This window comes from Pseudomonas sp. PME37.24/006, assembly GCF_055556635.1.
In genome coordinates this window covers 359,641-376,960 of sequence record NZ_JBVHNL010000004.1, presented here as the reverse complement: position 1 = coordinate 376,960, position 17,320 = coordinate 359,641, and the positions used below count along the sequence as shown (strand labels likewise).

At 61.9% G+C, this 17,320-nt stretch carries 14 protein-coding genes and 1 riboswitch; of the genes, 6 read left to right on the top strand and 8 right to left on the bottom strand.

The window, feature by feature from the left end; all coding sequences use genetic code 11:
• Positions 1–211: 211 nt before the first annotated feature.
• Both ACZ3GY_RS17860 and ACZ3GY_RS17855 read left to right on the top strand, forming a co-directional pair.
• Positions 212–757: a cytochrome b gene (locus tag ACZ3GY_RS17860; RefSeq protein WP_463562656.1), complete on the top strand. Its 546-nt coding sequence runs from the start codon at positions 212–214 to the stop codon at positions 755–757.
• 61 nt (positions 758–818) lie between these two features.
• On the top strand, positions 819–1,397 hold the full coding sequence (locus tag ACZ3GY_RS17855) for a YceI family protein (RefSeq protein ID WP_463562655.1): 579 nt from the start codon (positions 819–821) through the stop codon (positions 1,395–1,397).
• Between the two features lie 146 nt (positions 1,398–1,543).
• Here ACZ3GY_RS17855 and rhlE2 read toward each other — a convergent pair whose 3' ends face one another.
• The 5 genes from rhlE2 to ahcY all read right to left on the bottom strand — a co-directional run bounded on the left by rhlE2 (position 1,544) and on the right by ahcY (position 8,545).
• Positions 1,544–3,388 carry an RNA helicase RhlE2 gene (gene rhlE2 / locus ACZ3GY_RS17850; protein ID WP_465911363.1) on the bottom strand — a complete coding sequence of 615 codons (1,845 nt, stop codon included), beginning with the start codon at positions 3,386–3,388 and terminating at the stop codon, positions 1,544–1,546.
• A 228-nt stretch (positions 3,389–3,616) separates the two neighbouring features.
• Positions 3,617–4,363 (bottom strand): siderophore-interacting protein, encoded by a 747-nt coding sequence (locus ACZ3GY_RS17845; RefSeq protein WP_465911362.1) that lies wholly within the window; start codon positions 4,361–4,363, stop codon positions 3,617–3,619.
• Between the two features lie 211 nt (positions 4,364–4,574).
• Complete coding sequence (ppnN, locus tag ACZ3GY_RS17840; protein ID WP_225837516.1) at positions 4,575–5,948, bottom strand: nucleotide 5'-monophosphate nucleosidase PpnN; 1,374 nt, start codon at positions 5,946–5,948, stop codon at positions 4,575–4,577.
• Between the two features lie 262 nt (positions 5,949–6,210).
• Positions 6,211–7,053 (bottom strand): methylenetetrahydrofolate reductase [NAD(P)H], encoded by an 843-nt coding sequence (gene metF / locus ACZ3GY_RS17835; protein WP_465911361.1) that lies wholly within the window; start codon positions 7,051–7,053, stop codon positions 6,211–6,213.
• A gap of 97 nt (positions 7,054–7,150) precedes the next feature.
• Positions 7,151–8,545 (bottom strand): adenosylhomocysteinase, encoded by a 1,395-nt coding sequence (gene ahcY, locus ACZ3GY_RS17830; RefSeq protein ID WP_465911359.1) that lies wholly within the window; start codon positions 8,543–8,545, stop codon positions 7,151–7,153.
• 91 nt (positions 8,546–8,636) lie between these two features.
• Positions 8,637–8,721, bottom strand: a riboswitch (S-adenosyl-L-homocysteine riboswitch).
• Between the two features lie 214 nt (positions 8,722–8,935).
• Between ahcY and ACZ3GY_RS17825 the strand changes: the two genes are divergently transcribed.
• On the top strand, positions 8,936–9,325 hold the full coding sequence (locus ACZ3GY_RS17825; protein ID WP_465911358.1) for an acyl-CoA thioesterase: 390 nt from the start codon (positions 8,936–8,938) through the stop codon (positions 9,323–9,325).
• Between the two features lie 37 nt (positions 9,326–9,362).
• Here ACZ3GY_RS17825 and ligB read toward each other — a convergent pair whose 3' ends face one another.
• On the bottom strand, positions 9,363–11,030 hold the full coding sequence (gene ligB / locus ACZ3GY_RS17820) for an NAD-dependent DNA ligase LigB (RefSeq protein WP_465911357.1): 1,668 nt from the start codon (positions 11,028–11,030) through the stop codon (positions 9,363–9,365).
• 316 nt (positions 11,031–11,346) lie between these two features.
• On the opposite strand from ligB, the gene ACZ3GY_RS17815 reads away from it, so the two are divergent.
• Positions 11,347–11,601, top strand: a complete 255-nt coding sequence (locus ACZ3GY_RS17815) for a hypothetical protein (protein ID WP_465911356.1) — start codon at positions 11,347–11,349, stop codon at positions 11,599–11,601.
• A gap of 104 nt (positions 11,602–11,705) precedes the next feature.
• Here ACZ3GY_RS17815 and metK read toward each other — a convergent pair whose 3' ends face one another.
• Positions 11,706–12,896 carry a methionine adenosyltransferase gene (metK, locus tag ACZ3GY_RS17810; protein WP_463562647.1) on the bottom strand — a complete coding sequence of 397 codons (1,191 nt, stop codon included), beginning with the start codon at positions 12,894–12,896 and terminating at the stop codon, positions 11,706–11,708.
• Positions 12,893–13,921: an ArsR/SmtB family transcription factor gene (locus tag ACZ3GY_RS17805; protein ID WP_463562646.1), complete on the bottom strand. Its 1,029-nt coding sequence runs from the start codon at positions 13,919–13,921 to the stop codon at positions 12,893–12,895. Before ACZ3GY_RS17805 ends, metK begins: the two co-directional genes overlap by 4 nt.
• 269 nt (positions 13,922–14,190) lie before the next feature.
• On the opposite strand from ACZ3GY_RS17805, the gene tkt reads away from it, so the two are divergent.
• Together tkt and epd are read left to right on the top strand one after the other, a co-directional pair.
• On the top strand, positions 14,191–16,188 hold the full coding sequence (tkt, locus tag ACZ3GY_RS17800) for a transketolase (RefSeq protein ID WP_463562645.1): 1,998 nt from the start codon (positions 14,191–14,193) through the stop codon (positions 16,186–16,188).
• A 67-nt stretch (positions 16,189–16,255) separates the two neighbouring features.
• A complete protein-coding gene (epd, locus tag ACZ3GY_RS17795) occupies positions 16,256–17,320 on the top strand; it encodes an erythrose-4-phosphate dehydrogenase (RefSeq protein WP_465911354.1) in 1,065 nt (354 codons plus the stop codon).

The following is a 17,320-nucleotide window of genomic DNA, read 5'->3' as shown; positions in this document are numbered from 1 at the left end:
TACCAGATGCAGGTCGGCGGCCGTTGATCACCGCCAATCAACCGCTCGCGTAGGTGGTGTTGAACTCTGTCAGTGGGCGTTTCACTAATCTGGTTGCGCCGCTTATTCGCATGGAGATATCGCCTTTATCGATATTTCAAAGCAACAATTTCTGCTTTAAGTCGATAGGTTTGTTGCTAATCTCTGTTCTCTTACATTCTGGAATCAGGCCATGCAGTGGCGTAATTCAACGTTTCGTTACGGTCTTGTCAGCGTCTCCCTGCATTGGCTGGTCGCCATTGCCGTATTCGGTCTGTTCGCGCTTGGCTTCTGGATGGTCGGGCTTAGCTATTACAGTGGCTGGTACCAGACTGCACCGAATATTCACAAGAGCATCGGCATCCTACTTTTCATCGTCATGGCTGCCCGTTTGTTATGGCGCTGGATCAGCCCGCCGCCACCGGCGCTCCCTGAGCATGGTCGGCTGACGCGAGTGGCCAGCAAGCTGGGCCACAGTTTTCTCTATCTCGGCCTGTTCGTGCTGATGATTTCCGGCTACCTGATCTCCACGGCCGATGGCCGTCCGATCAGCGTGTTCGGGCTGTTCGATGTACCGGCAAGCGTGACCAGCATCCCCAATCAGGGGGATGTCGCCGGTTTGATCCACGAGTACCTGGCCTGGGCTATCGTGATTTTTGCTGTCCTGCATGGTCTGGCTGCACTTAAACACCACTTCATCGACCGTGATCGCACGTTGTTGCGTATCTTCGGACGTTGATCCTTCAGCTGTTTCGGCATTGCACCGCAATGCCGTTCATTTCATCTCTCAAGGAATTCCCATGTTGAAGAAGACTTTCGCTGCACTGGCACTGGGCACCGCACTGTTGGGCGCTGGCCATGCAATGGCTGCTGACTACGCCATCGACAAGCAAGGCCAACACGCCTTCGTCAATTTCAAGATCAGCCACCTGGGCTACAGCTGGCTGTACGGTACGTTCAAGGATTTCGACGGCAGCTTCAGCTACGACGAGAAGAGCCCGGAAGCCAGCAAGGTCAACGTTACCCTGAAGACCGAAAGCGTCGACACCAACCACGCTGAGCGCGACAAGCACATCCGCAGTGCCGACTTCCTCAACGTCAGCAAGAACCCGACTGCAACCTTCGCGTCCACCGCCGTCAAATCGACTGGCAAGGATACCGCTGATATCACCGGCAACCTGACCCTCAACGGCGTGACCAAGCCGGTAGTCATCGCGGCCAAGTTCCTGGGTCAGGGCGACGATCCGTGGGGCGGTTACCGTGCCGGCTTCGAAGGCAGCACCAAGTTGAAGCTGAAAGACTTCAACATCGAGAAGGATCTGGGCCCGGCTTCGCAGGAAGTCGAGCTGATCATCTCCGTGGAAGGCGTACGTAAGTAAGCCTGAGCGCTGCATGAAAAACGCCGACGCTTGAGTCGGCGTTTTTTTGTGCCCTGTTTTCCTGGCTTGTACCCTGCGACGTGAAAAGTCTGGGCCGCACAAATGAAAACGCCGGCACTAGGCCGGCGTTTTCAATGAGCCAGTGCTCAGCTGTCGCGATTGCGGGTCAGCAGGGCAGGCTTCTCGCCGCGTGGGCGGCTGCTTTGTAGCTGGTCGAGCTGCTCGGGCGTCGGCAGGCGATCGCTGCGTGAGCTCTTGTGCACGATGACGGGCTGCTTGTCGTGGCTGCTGCGCACGGCTGGCTCCTGACGTGGCAGCTCATCACGATTGAGCGAGGTCGTGGTATCGCGCTGTTGGCCACGACCACGGTTACCCGTACCGCTGCGGCCTTTACCGGCGCCCTGTCCCTGACCTTGTCGTTTACCGGCACCAGCACCGGCAGCGCCGCCACCGCTGCGTGGGCCTTGGCCTTGACCGCGAGGGCCCTGGCCAACGCCGTTGCTGGCGCTTGGGCCGCTAGCGGCAGCGCCGGGGCGGCGGCCGCGACCCTGACCATTGTTCTGGTTCGGGCTCACGTAGTCGGCACGGTTGCCGAAGTTGTCGATCTCGTCGTCGCGGAACTCATCGGGGGCGCGATCCGGAGGCAATGCAGGCACGGCCGGTGCGCTGGCGCGGGCCGTGCCACGAGGTTGTTGCTCGCGAGCCGGTCTGGCTTTGCTCTGGGTCTTGGCTTTGCCGCCATCCTTACCCTTGTCCTTGCGACCGCCGCCTTCTGGCTTGGCGCCGCGAGGTGGTCGTGGTTTCTGCGGTTCACGCACTTCCGGGCGTTCTGCCTCGACCTTACTGGCGTCGAAGCCCAGTTGATCACCGTCGGCGATCTTCTGCTTGGTCATCCGCTCGATGCCCTTGAGCAGTTTCTCTTCGTCCGGAGCAACCAGGGAGATCGCTTCACCGCTACGCCCGGCACGGCCAGTACGGCCGATACGGTGCACGTAATCTTCTTCGACGTTGGGCAGCTCGAAGTTGACCACGTGGGGCAACTGGTCGATGTCCAGGCCGCGTGCAGCGATGTCGGTGGCGACCAGGATACGAACCTTGTTCGCCTTGAAGTCGGCCAGGGCCTTGGTACGAGCGTTCTGGCTCTTGTTGCCATGGATCGCCACAGCGGGCAGGCCGTGCTTGTCCAGGTACTCGGCCAGGCGGTTGGCGCCGTGCTTGGTACGGGTGAACACCAGAACCTGTTCCCAGGCGCCAGCGGTGATCAGGTGAGCGAGCAGGGCACGCTTGTGGCTGGCCTGCAGGCGGAATACACGCTGCTCGATACGCTCGACCGTGGTGTTCGGTGGCGTGACTTCGATGCGCTCTGGGTTGTGCAGTAGCTTGCCAGCCAGGTCGGTGATGTCCTTCGAGAAGGTCGCCGAGAACAGCAGGTTCTGACGCTGCGTAGGGAGCTTGGCCAGCACCTTTTTCACGTCATGGATAAAGCCCATGTCGAGCATGCGGTCGGCTTCGTCCAGGACGAGGATTTCTACGTGCGACAGGTCGATAGCGCGCTGGTTAGCCAAGTCTAGCAGTCGACCGGGGCAGGCCACCAGTACGTCGACGCCTTTCGCCAGCGCCTGTACCTGCGGGTTCATGCCAACGCCTCCGAAGATGCAGGCACTGACGAATTTCAAATCACGGGCATACAGCTTGAAGCTGTCATGCACCTGGGCGGCCAGTTCGCGGGTGGGCGTGAGCACCAGTACGCGCGGTTGTTTTGGGCCGTGGCGTTGTTCGCGATCCGGGTGACCGTTCGGGAACAGTCGCTCGAGGATCGGCAGTGCGAAACCGCCTGTCTTACCTGTACCCGTCTGGGCCGCCACCATCAGGTCGCGACCTTGCAACGCGGCGGGGATGGCCCGCTGTTGCACCGGAGTAGGCTGGGTGTAGCCGGCGGCTTCGACCGCACGGACTAAAGCCTCGGAGAGACCGAGGGAGGCAAAGGACATGTGCAATCCTGTCTGGTGAGGGCGTGGCCCTATAGGTGTAGTGCCTGGCTTGAATCGCACGTGGGGCGCGCAATCCCGTCCGGTACTGCTGGCCTCTGGGGTCAGCATCCGGGCGCAAGCCTGGCGGGAAGGCCCGAGTGTAACAGGATTGGTGAGAATCGGCACAACTTGCCGCCGACCGGGCGGAATACGGGCTTTCCCGTACTCCGCGGCGAGGGATGATGTGGATCAATCGGCCAGGGCGTCGGCATCCTCGCGCTTGGCAAGTTTGTGCTGATCTTCACTGTTGCCCAGCTTCCAGTAGCTGGAGATGTACAGGTTGCCGCGTTCGACTTGGCGTTCCTCCCTGAAATGCTGGCGCAGGGCACGCATGCTGCTGAACTCGCAGGCAGCCCAGATGCTCGGTCGGCCTGGCAGCCATGCCAGCTCGCGCACACGACTGACCAGCAGTTGGCTGTCTTCGCCGGGATGCGGGTTGATCAGCCAGTGCAGCTCGACGCCAGCAGGATGTTGCAGCGGCTGGATATCGCGTTCGTCGATCACCTCGATGATGGCGTGCCCGCGGGCGTCAGCCGGCAGTTGTTCCAGGTTGACGCTGAGTGCCGGCAGGGCCGTCATGTCGCCAATCACCAGGAACCAGTCCGCGCTGTTGTCTACCAGCTTTTTCGGGCCGGGGCCGCCGACGACGATGCTGTCGCCCGGGCTGGCGTCCTTGGCCCACTGGGAGGCAGGGCCGGCATCATCGTGCAGCACGAAATCCACGTCGAACTGCTCCGCTCGCTGATGGCGCACGGTGTAGGTGCGCATCAGCGTGTTTTCGCTGCCCGGCGCGGGAAAGATCAGCTTGATGTAGGCGCTTTCCTGATCGGCTGGAAAGCTGTCGATTTCGTCGCCGCCCAGGGTGATGCGCAGCATGTGCGGCGTGACGGGGGTGGATGAAATGACCCGCAGGGTACGGGGAGCAGGGCGTGGCATTGAACTCTCCTGTTGCGACGGCAGTGATCGCCGCCATTCATGTGAGAATTATTATCACTTAATGTCGGTGGCGGCCAGTGCGGGGTGCGGGCGCACACTTCTTCGCGGTTCCCGAATCCTGGTATCCGACCCGGGTATCGCTTCGCTCAACCCAGGCTACGACTCAGGTGGACATACGTCGCGTTGTCCACCCGGCGGGCATGTGCCGCTGTCAGCTGACGACCCGATAGCACGGCTCGTAGGCGCTGCCGCCTGGCAGCTTCATGCGGTGCTGTTCGACGAAGGCCTGCAGCAGGCGATCCAGCGGTTGCATGATGGTCTTGTCGCCGCGCAGCTCGTAGGGGCCATGTTGCTCGATCAGGCGGATGCCTTTGTCCTTGACGTTACCGGCGACGATGCCCGAGAAGGCGCGACGCAGGTTGGCGGCCAGTTCGTGCACCGGCTGCTCGCGGGTCAGGTTGAGGCTGGCCATGGCTTCGTGGGTCGGTTCGAAGGGATGTTGGAAGCTCTCGTCGATCTTCAGCAGCCAGTTGAAGTGGAAGGCATCATTGCGCTCGCGGCGGAACTGCTTCACCGCCTTGATACCAGCCGCCATGTGGCGAGCCACTTCAGCCGGGTCATTGGGGATCAGCACGTAGCGGTTCTGCGCCTCCACGCCCAGGGTCGCGCCGATGAAGGCGTGCAGCTGCTGCAAGTAGGCTTCGGCGCTCTTCGGCCCGGTCAGCACGAGGGGGAAGGGCAGCTCGGCGTTGTCCGGGTGCATGAGGATGCCGAGCAGGTAGAGAAACTCTTCTGCCGTGCCCGCGCCACCTGGGAAGATGATGATGCCGTGGCCGATGCGCACGAAGGCTTCCAGGCGCTTTTCGATGTCCGGCAGGATCACCAGCTCGTTGACGATCGGGTTCGGCGCCTCGGCGGCGATGATGCCCGGCTCGGTCAGCCCCAGGTAGCGGGCACCGACGATGCGTTGCTTGGCGTGGGAAATGGTGGCGCCTTTCATCGGCCCCTTCATCACGCCCGGGCCGCAGCCGGTGCACACGTCCAGAGCGCGCAGCCCCAGTTCGTGGCCAACTTTCTTGGTGTATTTGTATTCTTCGGTGTCGATCGAGTGGCCGCCCCAGCACACCACCATCTTCGGCTCGGCGCCGGCGCGCAGGGTGCGGGCGTTGCGCAGCAGGTGGAAAACGTAGTCGGTCAGGCCGCTGGAGCTGTCCACGTCGACGCGTTTGTTTTCCAGCTCGCTCTGCGTGTAGACGATGTCGCGCAGAGCGCTGAACAGCATCTCGCGGGTGCTGGCGATCATCTCTCCATCGACGAAGGCGTCGGCCGGTGCATTGATCAGCTCCAGGCGGATGCCGCGATCCTGCTGGTGGATCTTCACTTCGAAATCCGGATAGGCCTCGAGGATGGTCTTGGCGTTGTCGCTGTGCGAACCGGTGTTGAGAATTGCCAGGGCGCATTGGCGGAACAGCGCGTAGACGCTACCGGAGCCGGTTTCGCGCAATTGCTGGACTTCACGCTGGGAGAGGGTTTCCAGGCTGCCCTTGGGCGAGACCGAAGCATTGATTTTCTGGCGAGTGAGCATGCAGGCATCCCGTGGTAACGCGACAACTCGAGCCGATCCTGGCTGATCGCGCGATGAAGAATTCAGTCCCGGTGATCGTGACCCATGATGGGGCGTCCGGGTGATGGCGCTGTACTGTCGGCCAGTGGAGGACTCTGGGTCAACGGGTACCGAGTTAACAGGCTGTTGAAAACGATGGCGTTGCCGCTGCCTCGCCTGAGTTTTCAGCAGACTGTTAGGAAAGACGCGGGCCGCGAAAGTTCTAACATTCGCGGCCCGGCAATCAGCCTTGCAGATTCTTCCACACAGCCAGGCTAGGGGCGGCCTGGTTGAGGGTGTAGAAGTGCAGGCCCGGTGCACCGCCCTGGAGCAGGCGTTCGCACATGTCGGTGATCATCTCTTCACCGAAGCGCTGGATGCTCTGGGTGTCGTCACCGTAGGCTTCCAGTTGCTTGCGTACCCAGCGCGGCAGCTCGGCGCCGCAGGCGTCGGAGAAGCGTGCCAGTTTGCTGTAGTTGGTGATCGGCATGATGCCCGGGATCACCGGGATGTCGACGCCCAACTTGCGTACACGCTCGACGAAGTAGAAGTAGCAGTCGGCGTTGAAGAAGTACTGAGTGATCGCACTGCTTGCGCCGGCCTTGGCCTTGCGCACGAAGTTGGCGATATCGTCTTCGAAGTTACGCGCCTGCGGATGCATTTCCGGGTAGGCCGCTACTTCGATATGAAAGTGATCACCGGTTTCCTGGCGGATCAGCTCGACCAGGTCATTGGCATGGCGCAGTTCACCGCTGGACATGCCCATGCCCGAAGGCAGGTCGCCACGCAGGGCGACGATGCGGGTGATGCCGTTGCTCTTGTACAGATTGAGCAGCTCGATCAATTCGGCCTTGCTGTCGCCGACGCACGACAGGTGCGGTGCGGTGGGCACCTTCACTTCGCCATCGAGTTGCAGCACGGTATTGAGCGTACGGTCACGGGTGGAACCACCGGCGCCGTAGGTGCAGGAGAAGAAGTCCGGGTTGTAGCCGGCCAGCTCGCGCGCGGTATTCAGCAGTTTTTCGTGCCCGGCATCGGTCTTCGTCGGGAAGAACTCGAAGCTGACGTTGGTTTTTTTCTGGATCATGGAGAAGGTTCCCTTCTCAGCGACAAGCCTCACGCCACACGCTGCAAGTGGAGTCGTCTCCCTCGTGCAGCGTGTAGCGTGTAGCGTGTAGCTGGGGTTAGTAGCGGTAGCTGTCCGGCTTGAACGGGCCTTCGACCGGAACGCCGATGTATTCGGCTTGCTTGGTGGTCAGTTGGGTGACCACGCCGCCGAAGCCTTTCACCATTTCCAGTGCGACTTCTTCATCCAGCTTCTTCGGCAGTACTTCGACGGTCAGGCGCTCGGCCTTCTTCTCGGCCGACAGGTCGGCGAACTTCTGCTCGAACAGGAAGATCTGGGCGAGAACCTGGTTGGCGAAAGAGCCGTCCATGATGCGGCTCGGGTGGCCCGTGGCGTTGCCCAGGTTCACCAGACGGCCTTCGGCCAGCAGGATCAGGTAGTCGTCATTACGCGGGTCGAAGGTGCCTGCGCCAGTGCGGTGGATCTTATGCACCTGCGGTTTGACCTCTTCCCACGCCCAGTTCTTGCGCATGAAAGCAGTGTCGATCTCGTTGTCGAAGTGACCGATGTTGCAGACCACGGCACGGGCTTTCAGCGCCTTGAGCATGCCGGCGTCACAGACGTTGGCGTTGCCGGTGGTGGTGACGATCAGGTCGATCTTGCCCAGCAGGGCCTTGTCGATGCTGGCGTCGGTGCCGTCATTGCGGCCGTCGATGTACGGCGAAACGAGTTCGTAGCCGTCCATGCAAGCCTGCATGGCGCAGATCGGATCGATCTCGGAAACCTTGACGATCATGCCTTCCTGACGCAGCGAGGCAGCCGAGCCCTTGCCTACGTCGCCGTAGCCGATGACCAGCGCCTGCTTGCCCGACAGCAGGTGGTCGGTGCCGCGCTTGATGGCGTCGTTGAGGCTGTGACGGCAGCCGTACTTGTTGTCGTTCTTGCTCTTGGTGACCGCGTCGTTGACGTTGATCGCCGGGACTTTCAGGGTGCCGGCCTTGAGCATGTCGAGCAGGCGGTGAACACCGGTGGTGGTTTCTTCGGTGACGCCGTGGACGTTGGTCAGCACCTGCGGGTACTTGTCATGCAGGATCTGAGTCAGGTCGCCGCCGTCGTCGAGCACCATGTTGGCGTCCCACGGCTGGCCGTCCTTGAGGATGGTCTGCTCGATGCACCACTCGTACTCGGCTTCGGTCTCGCCTTTCCAGGCGAACACCGGAATACCGGCGGCGGCGATGGCGGCAGCGGCCTGATCCTGAGTAGAGAAGATGTTGCACGACGACCAGCGCACTTCGGCGCCCAGAGCAGTCAGCGTCTCGATCAGCACGCCGGTCTGGATGGTCATGTGGATGCAGCCGAGGATCTTCGCGCCTTTCAGCGGTTGTTCGGCAGCGTACTTGCGACGCAGGCCCATCAGTGCCGGCATCTCGGATTCGGCGATGATCAGCTCTTTACGGCCCCAATCGGCCAGGGAAATGTCGGCGACTTTAAAGTCATTAAAAGCAGCGCTCATGCAAAAGCTCTCCAATCGTTGATCTGTGATCAGATAGGTGAAAACCGGTATGCCGGGCCTGGTGGCCATGGCTCGCTACGTTTTCACGCAGTCCGATTGGGCGCCGTTGATGCGTTTTGGGTAACGCCCCATCCGAGCCTGACAAGCCTTGGCTTGCTGCAGCGCCCCTCGGACAGGTGGCGGGAACACTCAGGCAGTGCCGAGCGTATGAAGCCGGGCGATTATAGCCTTGCCGGCGCGCCAGCCCAAGGTTTTCCGTCGTCCTGGATCGGCCATCGGCGGCATCCGATACCGAGCCTTTATCGATGCCATTGAAAACGCGTCCGCGACAACTGCCGCCTGCCTTTGCGATCATGGCGGGCGAACGATAGCGATGGATAAGGAGTGCAGATGAACTTCCACACACGCAAGTGGGTAAAGCCCGAAGACCTCAACCCCAATGGCACCCTGTTCGGCGGCAGCCTGCTGAAGTGGATCGACGAAGAAGCTGCGATCTACGCCATCATCCAGCTCGGCACTCAGCGCGTGGTGACCAAGCTGATCTCGGAGATCAACTTCGTCGCCTCGGCCCGGCAGAGCGACATCATCGAGCTGGGCATCACCGCCAGCGAGTTCGGCCGTACCTCGATCACCATGCGTTGTGAAGTGCGCAACAAGATCACCCGCAAGAGCATCCTGACCATCGACAAGATGGTCTTCGTCAATCTGGACGAGAACGGCCAGCCTGCGCCCCACGGCAAGACCGAAATCACTTATATCAAGGATCAGCTCAAGGATTGAGCCCAAGGGCACTGTGCATCCTTGCGAGCCTACCCGCTCAAAATCCCTTGGCCCCTGCCAGGCGCAGCTGTTCGGCAAGCGCCTGGATTTCCTCATGCTGGAAGAATGCCTGCAGTTGAAGGGCCCGGGTTGGGCCGATCCCTGGTAGTTTCTGCCAATCGGTGAGGCTGCGTTGCTGCAGCTGCGCCCAGTCATTGGCGGCCAGGCTGTCCGGGTTCACAGGTGTACCGAGTGCGCGCAACCAGTCCGTAAAGGGGCGTTGCCTGGCCTCGCTGAAACGGCTGGTCAGGGTGCTGGCACTCTTCTGGGCGATGCCCGGTACGCTCAGCAACTGATCTTCGCTGAGCTCCAACCAGTCGAGCAGGCTGTGGATAAGCTCGGCCTGCAGCAACTTCTCCCAGGTGCCCGCACCGACTCCGGGCAGGTTCAGTGCCTGCTTGCCGCTGAGCCAGGTGAGGCGGGCGTGGAACTGGCTGGTGCAGGTGACGGAGGCTCGCAGGCAGCTCAGCTCGTGATACTCGTCGCGGCGCGGGACGTCGAGTCTGGGGCGGGTTGCTGTCTGCAATACCACGCTACTCAGTTGTGGAATGGTTTGCCCGGCAAGGCGGATGGCGACTTGATCGCCCGGGCGAATATCCAGTTGCTGCCAGCGTTCCAGTGAGCCCGCGCTGACTACGCGAATGGTGCGGTCGTCGAGTTTCACTGGGTGTAGACGCAGCAGCGGGGTGATGCGACCGCTACGGCCGATGCTGAACTCGACGCCGTTGACCAGCGCCAGGGCCTCGCTGGCCGGGTATTTCCAAGCCGCTGCCCAGTGTGGCGGCTCGGCGCGCCAGCGTTCGCCGGATGGGCGCTGGCCTTGGCGCAGAACCACGCCGTCCGTGGCGAATGGCAGTGGAGTGCGGTACCAGTGCTCGCGCCATTGCCGGGCTTCGGCTCCGGTAATAACGGGTTGGCTGTAGTGGCGACTGTCGTGAAAACCCAGCTGTGCTAGGCGGTCGAGACGTTGCTGCATATCGTTCGGGCCATTGGGCCAGTCCCACACGAACAGGCCAATGTCGTTCGCTTGGGCTTCTTGCAAATCCTCTCGGGTCATCAGTCCAGCGACCGTGCTGCGCGCCAAAGCGCCGCCGTGCTTGGCCTGAACGTGTGCAGGGCGCTTCAGGTACAGCTCGCCTTGCAGCACGATTTCGCCGTTATCAGTGAGCTGCTTGGGAATGGCCGCAATCCGTGTGGCGCGTGATGTCCAGTCCTGGCCGGTGTTGCCGTCGCCGCGGCTGATCGCTTGCTGCAGATAGCCGCGGTGGTAGATCAGTGTGACCGCGACGCCATCGACCTTGGGTTGAATCCACAAGGCCTGACGTGAAGCCATCCAGCGGTTCACGGCGTGTTCATCCGCCAGCTTGCGCAGGCCCGTCTGGGTCACCGGATGCTGCACTGGGCCGCCCGCGCCGTTCAGAGGGTTCGCCGTGGGCGTGTCGCCCAGGCAACCTTGCCAATGCTCCAGACGGGCGCGGGCTTGATCGTAGAGTTCATCGCTGACCAGCGAGCGGCCTTGGCGATGATAGGCGTCATCCCATTGGGCTATCTGGGCGGAGAGCTCATTGAGTTGGCGGCTGTGTGCAGTTGTCTGTTTGGGGCATTCGTCGGCGTGGACGAGTGAGGCCAGCAGGGCGGGAAGGGCGGCAGCGATCCAGTGTTTCATGGGCGGAGCATCCTTGCTCGGGCAATGATTTCTGCAGGCTAGCCGCATATCGCTCATGCCGCAAACGCAGTACAGCACTGCTGCGGGCGGGTCGTAAGTAGCGACTGGCCGACATTTTGGCCATTTCAAGTTTGGCCGAAACAATTTGTGAATGATAAAGTTCCGCTTCTTCCCGCGTATCAAATGGAATTGCCCGGCGGCGGGATTCAATTGCCGGGTCTCATCACTCAAGGGTCTACTTCTAATGCGTCTTTCCGTTTTGTTCTGTGCTGTTTCGTTGGTATGCGGCAGTGCCTTCGTACAGGCGGCTGATGATATGCAGGCCAAGTGCGATCAGAAGCTCTCCGCCAACGCTGAGAAGCTGGCGCAGGTCAAACAACTGGCCGGCCTGCTTGGCAACCAGCAGGCCAACGACACTCTCGCTCAGGTGGAGGGTGGTTGCGGTCAGTTGGGCGCCAATGCCGGCACGTCCGGTGAGGCTGTCGCGCAAACGCAAGGCAACGGCACGGCTGATAACATCACAGCCGCTGCCGAAACCCTGAAAGGGTTGGGCTCGCTGTTCGGTAAATAGCAATAAGAATATCTGCCTTGCAGGTGTGAAAAAGCCTCCGTGAGCGTTGCGTCCACGGAGGCTTTTTTGTGTCCGTTGCCCGGCTCTCGCCGGGCAGCTCGGCCTTACAGGCCGGCAGCGGCGCGCAGGTCTGCAGCCTTGTCGGTCTTTTCCCAGGTGAAGCTGGTGAAGCTGTCGTCGCCGACGGTCAGTTGCTGTGGCTCGCGCCCGAAGTGGCCGTAGGCGGCGGTCGGCTGGTACATCGGGTGCAGCAGGTCGAGCATCTTGGTGATGGCGTACGGGCGCAGGTCGAACACCTCGCGTACCAGCTTGATGATGGTCTCTTCAGCGACCTTGTTGGTGCCAAAGGTGTTGATCGAGATCGAGGTCGGCTGAGCCACGCCGATGGCGTAGGACACCTGAATCTCGCAGCGCTCGGCCAGGCCGGCAGCGACGATGTTCTTGGCGACATAGCGGCCGGCATAAGCCGCGCTGCGGTCGACCTTGGACGGATCCTTGCCGGAGAAAGCGCCGCCGCCGTGGCGAGCCATGCCGCCATAACTGTCGACGATGATCTTGCGGCCAGTCAGGCCACAGTCGCCCACCGGGCCGCCAATCACGAAGTTGCCGGTCGGGTTGATGTGGTACTGAGTGTCCTTGTGCAGCAGCTCGGCGGGCAGGCTGTGCTTGATCACTAGCTCCATCACCGCTTCACGCAGGTCGCTCAGGCTGACATCCGGGTTGTGCTGAGTGGACAGCACCACGGCGTCGATGCCCACCACTTTGCCATGCTCGTAACGGCAGGTGACCTGGCTCTTGGCGTCCGGGCGCAGCCACGGCAGCAGGCCGGATTTACGCGCCTCGGCCTGTCGCTGAACCAGTGCGTGGGAGAAACGGATCGGCGCAGGCATCAGCACGTCGGTTTCGTTGCTGGCATAGCCGAACATCAAGCCCTGGTCGCCTGCGCCCTGATCTTCCGGCTTGGCGCGGTCGACACCTTGGTTGATGTCCGGGGACTGCTTGCCAATGATGTTCATCACGCCGCAGGTCGCGCCGTCAAAGCCGACGTCGGAGCTGGTGTAGCCGATGTTGCAGATCACGTCGCGAACGATCTGCTCGAGGTCGACCCAGGCGCTGGTGGTGACTTCGCCGGCGATGATCGCCACGCCGGTCTTGACCAGTGTTTCGACGGCCACGCGGGCGTGTTTGTCCTGGGTGATGATGGCGTCAAGGACGGCATCGGAAATCTGGTCGGCGATCTTGTCCGGATGACCTTCGGACACGGACTCGGAGGTAAACAGGGAGTATTCGCTCATCTATCGATTGTCCTGGCGAGTGAGGGCCTTTCGGCCACGTACGGGAGTGATGGCGTGCGCTGGAAATGGCGCACCTGAATTTGAAAGCCATTGCGCAGGCCGACATACAGGCTCTCGCCTTGCGTCAGGCCGGCGGCGACGGCCCAGTGGGCCAAGTCGTCCTGTTCGAAGCCTAGCCAGAGATCACCGCAGGTGTCCCGGGCCCAACTTTGGTTGTGGCTGCACAGTTCTGTGATCAACAGGCTGCCGCCATCGTTCACGCGGCCTGCGAGTGTCTGCAGGGCCTGAGCCGGTGCGGCGAAGTGATGCAGTACCATGTTCAACACTACGCAGTCGGCGCTGGGGTAGTCGTCGAGCAGGGCGTCGGCAAGTTGCAACTGCACGTTATCCAGGCCGTCGTGCTCACAGCGCAGACGTGCCAGCTCAAGCATAGCCGGGCTGTTATCCAGTGCGGTGACTTGGCCGAAGCGGCGCGCCAGTTCGGGCAGAAAGCTGCCATCGCCGGGGCCGATCTCCAGGGCGCGGGCGTTGGCAGGAAAGTCCAGTGAGTCGAGCAGGGCCAGCACGCTGTCGCGGTATTGCGGCAGGCCGGCGATCAGATCCTGCTGAGCCTGGAAGCGCTCGGCGCTACGGGCAAAGAAATCCTGACTGGCAGCCGCGCGCTGCTGATGCACCTGGGCGATGCGTTCGCGCACCTCGAGCGGCAGAGTCAGCCGATCGACTTCCTGGAGCAGGGCGCCGTGCAGCGTACCGCCAACAGTTTCCATCTGGGCCAGGGCGCGGCGATAGAAAATCGCGTTGCCTTCCCGGCGCGTCGCCACCAGGCCGGCCTGGGCCAGCACCTTCAAGTGGTGGCTGATGCCGGACTGGCCAATGGCGAAGATCTGCGCCAGCTCCAGTACGCCGAACGAATCGTTGGCCAGTGCGCGCAAAACATTCAGGCGCAGCGGATCGCCCGCTGCCTTGCACAGGGCGGAGAGAGCATCGGCGGGCTCGAAGTCGAGCTGAGAGGCGCGCACAGTCATAAGCCGCGCAGTCTAGTCGGTGATTTTTTGTGCAGCAAGACCAATATCAAAAAGTTTTGATATTGGTCTTCGCCGCGCGCTTGCCTGGCTACTCACGACGGGAGATAAACCGCTTCGCTTCCAGAGGCTGAGCACTTTTATCCAGGAAAACCACGGGAATCGTTCGGCTAACGACCATCTGTCATTGCCCCCGCAGTGCCTGCTGGGCGAAAATGGCCGCCTTTTTCGACCCCCGCTGCCTAACGGCAGCCACCCGCAGGAGATTAGCGATGCCCAGCCGTCGTGAGCGTGCCAATGCCATTCGTGCTCTGAGCATGGATGCCGTGCAAAAAGCCAACAGCGGCCACCCGGGTGCCCCTATGGGCATGGCGGACATCGCCGAAGTGCTGTGGCGTGACTACCTGAAACACAACCCGGCCAACCCGAAATTCGCTGACCGTGACCGTTTCGTACTGTCCAACGGCCATGGCTCGATGCTGATCTATTCGTTGCTGCACCTGACCGGCTACGACCTGTCCATCGACGACCTGAAGAACTTCCGTCAGTTGCACAGCCGCACCCCGGGTCACCCGGAATACGGCTACGCGCCAGGCGTCGAGACCACCACCGGCCCGCTCGGCCAGGGCATCGCCAACGCCGTGGGCTTCGCCTTAGCTGAGAAGATCATGGCGGCGCAGTTCAACCGCGATGGCCATAACATCGTCGATCACCACACCTACGCCTTCCTGGGCGACGGTTGCATGATGGAAGGCATCAGCCACGAAGTCTGCTCGCTGGCCGGTACCCTGGGCTTGGGCAAGCTGATCGCGTTCTACGATGACAACGGCATCTCCATCGATGGCGAAGTCCACGGCTGGTTCACCGACGATACCCCGGCGCGCTTCGAAGCCTACGGCTGGCAGGTGATCCGCAATGTCGACGGCCACGATCCCGAAGAGATCAAGATGGCCATCGACACCGCTCGCAAGAGCGAGCAGCCAACCCTGATCTGCTGCAAGACCATCATCGGCTTCGGTTCGCCGAACAAGCAGGGCAAGGAAGAGTCCCACGGCGCCGCGCTGGGCCATGACGAAATCGCTCTGACCCGTGCCGCTCTGAACTGGAGCCACGCGCCGTTCGAAATCCCGGCCGACATCTATGCCGAGTGGGACGCCAAGGAAGCCGGTCTGGCTGCCGAAGCCGAATGGGATCAGCGTTTCGCTGCCTATTCCGCTGCTTACCCGGAACTGGCCAACGAGTTCATCCGCCGCATGGCCGGCGAGCTGCCTGCCGATTTCTCCGCCAAGGCCAGCGAGTTCATCCGCGCCGTGGCCGAGAAAGGCGAAACCATTGCCAGCCGCAAGGCCAGCCAGAATTGCCTGAATGCCTTCGGCCCGTTGCTGCCGGAACTGCTGGGCGGCTCCGCCGACCTGGCCGGCTCCAACCTGACCCTGTGGAAGGGCTGCAAGCCGGTAGTCGCCGAAGACGCTTCGGGCAACTACATGTACTACGGCGTGCGTGAATTCGGCATGAGCGCGATCATGAACGGCGTCGCCCTGCACGGCGGCCTGGTGCCTTACGGCGCGACCTTCCTGATGTTCATGGAATACGCCCGTAACGCGGTACGCATGTCTGCGCTGATGAAGCTGCGCGTGCTCTACGTGTTCACTCACGACTCCATCGGCTTGGGCGAAGACGGCCCGACTCACCAGCCGGTCGAGCAACTGACCAGCCTGCGCACCACGCCGAACCTGGATACCTGGCGCCCGGCGGATACCGTCGAAGCTGCCGTGGCCTGGAAACACTCGGTCGAGCGCAAGGATGGCCCGAGCGCGCTGATCTTCTCGCGCCAGAACCTGCCGCATAACCTGCGCGACCATGAAACCGAAGCGGCCATCAGCCGCGGTGGTTACGTGCTGAAGGACTGTGCCGGCGAGCCGGAGCTGATCCTGATCTCCACCGGTTCGGAAGTCGGTTTGGCCATCCAGGCTGCCGACAAGCTGACCGAGCAGGGCCGCAAGGTTCGCGTGGTGTCGATGCCGTCGACCAACGTCTTCGACCAGCAGGACGCTGGCTACAAGCAGTCTGTACTGCCGCTGCAGGTCACCGCGCGGATCGCCATCGAGGCTGCCCACGCCGACTTCTGGTACAAGTACGTTGGCCTCGAAGGTCGCGTCATCGGTATGGAAACCTACGGTGAATCGGCTCCTGCCGGTGAGCTGTTCGAGCATTTCGGTTTCACCGTCGAGAATATCATCGGCACTGCCGAAGAGCTGCTGGACGCTTGACCCCGCAGGAAGGGACGAGCCTGCGCGGTTCGTCCCTTCCCCATGATCGACTCGCTCCGAGATCGCCATGTCCCATCGCCCCTATCGCGTTGCTCTGAACGGCTACGGCCGCATCGGCCGTTGCGTGCTGCGTGCCCTGCACGAGCGTGCTGGCGCTGCGCGTCTGGAAATCGTCGCGCTCAACGATCTGGCCGATCAGGCCAGCATCGAGTACCTGACCCGCTTCGACTCCACCCACGGGCGCTTTCCCGGCGAGGTGAAGGTGGTTGGCGATTGCCTGCATATCAATGGCGAACGCGTGCGCGTGCTGCGCGAGCGTGAGCCGGAAGGTGTCGACTGGGCTGCGCTGGATATCGATCTGCTGCTCGAGTGTTCGGGGCAGTACACCACGCGTGAGCAGGCCGAACGTTTTCTGCGCGCGGGTGCGCCGCGGGTGCTGTTGTCCCAGCCGATGGCCAGCGAGAGCGATGTCGATGCCACCGTGGTGTACGGCGTCAATCAGCAGTGCCTCACCGGTGCCGAGCGCCTGGTGTCGAATGCCTCGTGCACGACCAACTGTGGCGTGCCGCTGCTCAAGTTGCTCAACGAGGCGATCGGGCTGGAGTACATTTCGATCACTACCATTCACTCGGCGATGAACGACCAACCGGTGATCGATGCTTATCACGACGAGGATCTGCGCCGTACGCGCTCGGCCTTTCAGTCGGTGATTCCGGTCTCCACGGGCCTGGCTCGAGGCATCGAACGGCTGCTTCCGGAACTTGCCGGGCGAATTCAGGCCAAAGCCATTCGGGTGCCGACGGTCAACGTGTCCTGCCTGGATATCACCTTGCAGACCTCCCGTGACACCAGCACCGAAGAGATCAACCGGATCTTGCGCCAGGCTTCCGAACAGGGGCCGCTGCAAGGTCTGCTGGCGTACACCGAGTTGCCGCACGCCAGTTGCGACTTCAATCATGATCCCCACTCGGCGATCGTCGACGGCAGTCAGACGCGAGTTTCCGGGCCACGCCTGGTCAACCTGCTGGCCTGGTTCGACAACGAATGGGGTTTCGCCAACCGCATGCTCGACATGGCCGTGCATTTTCTCGATGCCGCCGCTCCCCTTTCACCAGCCCCTGTTAAGGACTGA

Excerpts from the sequence above, each read along its gene's own strand:
- ACZ3GY_RS17860 (WP_463562656.1), top strand. The coding sequence starts at position 212 with ATGCAGTGGCGTAATTCAACGTTTCGTTACGGTCTTGTCAGCGTCTCC.
- ACZ3GY_RS17855 (WP_463562655.1), top strand. The coding sequence starts at position 819 with ATGTTGAAGAAGACTTTCGCTGCACTGGCACTGGGCACCGCACTGTTG.
- rhlE2 (WP_465911363.1), bottom strand. The coding sequence starts at position 3,388 with ATGTCCTTTGCCTCCCTCGGTCTCTCCGAGGCTTTAGTCCGTGCGGTC.
- ACZ3GY_RS17845 (WP_465911362.1), bottom strand. The coding sequence starts at position 4,363 with ATGCCACGCCCTGCTCCCCGTACCCTGCGGGTCATTTCATCCACCCCC.
- ppnN (WP_225837516.1), bottom strand. The coding sequence starts at position 5,948 with ATGCTCACTCGCCAGAAAATCAATGCTTCGGTCTCGCCCAAGGGCAGC.
- metF (WP_465911361.1), bottom strand. The coding sequence starts at position 7,053 with ATGATCCAGAAAAAAACCAACGTCAGCTTCGAGTTCTTCCCGACGAAG.
- ahcY (WP_465911359.1), bottom strand. The coding sequence starts at position 8,545 with ATGAGCGCTGCTTTTAATGACTTTAAAGTCGCCGACATTTCCCTGGCC.
- ACZ3GY_RS17825 (WP_465911358.1), top strand. The coding sequence starts at position 8,936 with ATGAACTTCCACACACGCAAGTGGGTAAAGCCCGAAGACCTCAACCCC.
- ligB (WP_465911357.1), bottom strand. The coding sequence starts at position 11,030 with ATGAAACACTGGATCGCTGCCGCCCTTCCCGCCCTGCTGGCCTCACTC.
- ACZ3GY_RS17815 (WP_465911356.1), top strand. The coding sequence starts at position 11,347 with ATGCAGGCCAAGTGCGATCAGAAGCTCTCCGCCAACGCTGAGAAGCTG.
- metK (WP_463562647.1), bottom strand. The coding sequence starts at position 12,896 with ATGAGCGAATACTCCCTGTTTACCTCCGAGTCCGTGTCCGAAGGTCAT.
- ACZ3GY_RS17805 (WP_463562646.1), bottom strand. The coding sequence starts at position 13,921 with ATGACTGTGCGCGCCTCTCAGCTCGACTTCGAGCCCGCCGATGCTCTC.
- tkt (WP_463562645.1), top strand. The coding sequence starts at position 14,191 with ATGCCCAGCCGTCGTGAGCGTGCCAATGCCATTCGTGCTCTGAGCATG.
- epd (WP_465911354.1), top strand. The coding sequence starts at position 16,256 with ATGTCCCATCGCCCCTATCGCGTTGCTCTGAACGGCTACGGCCGCATC.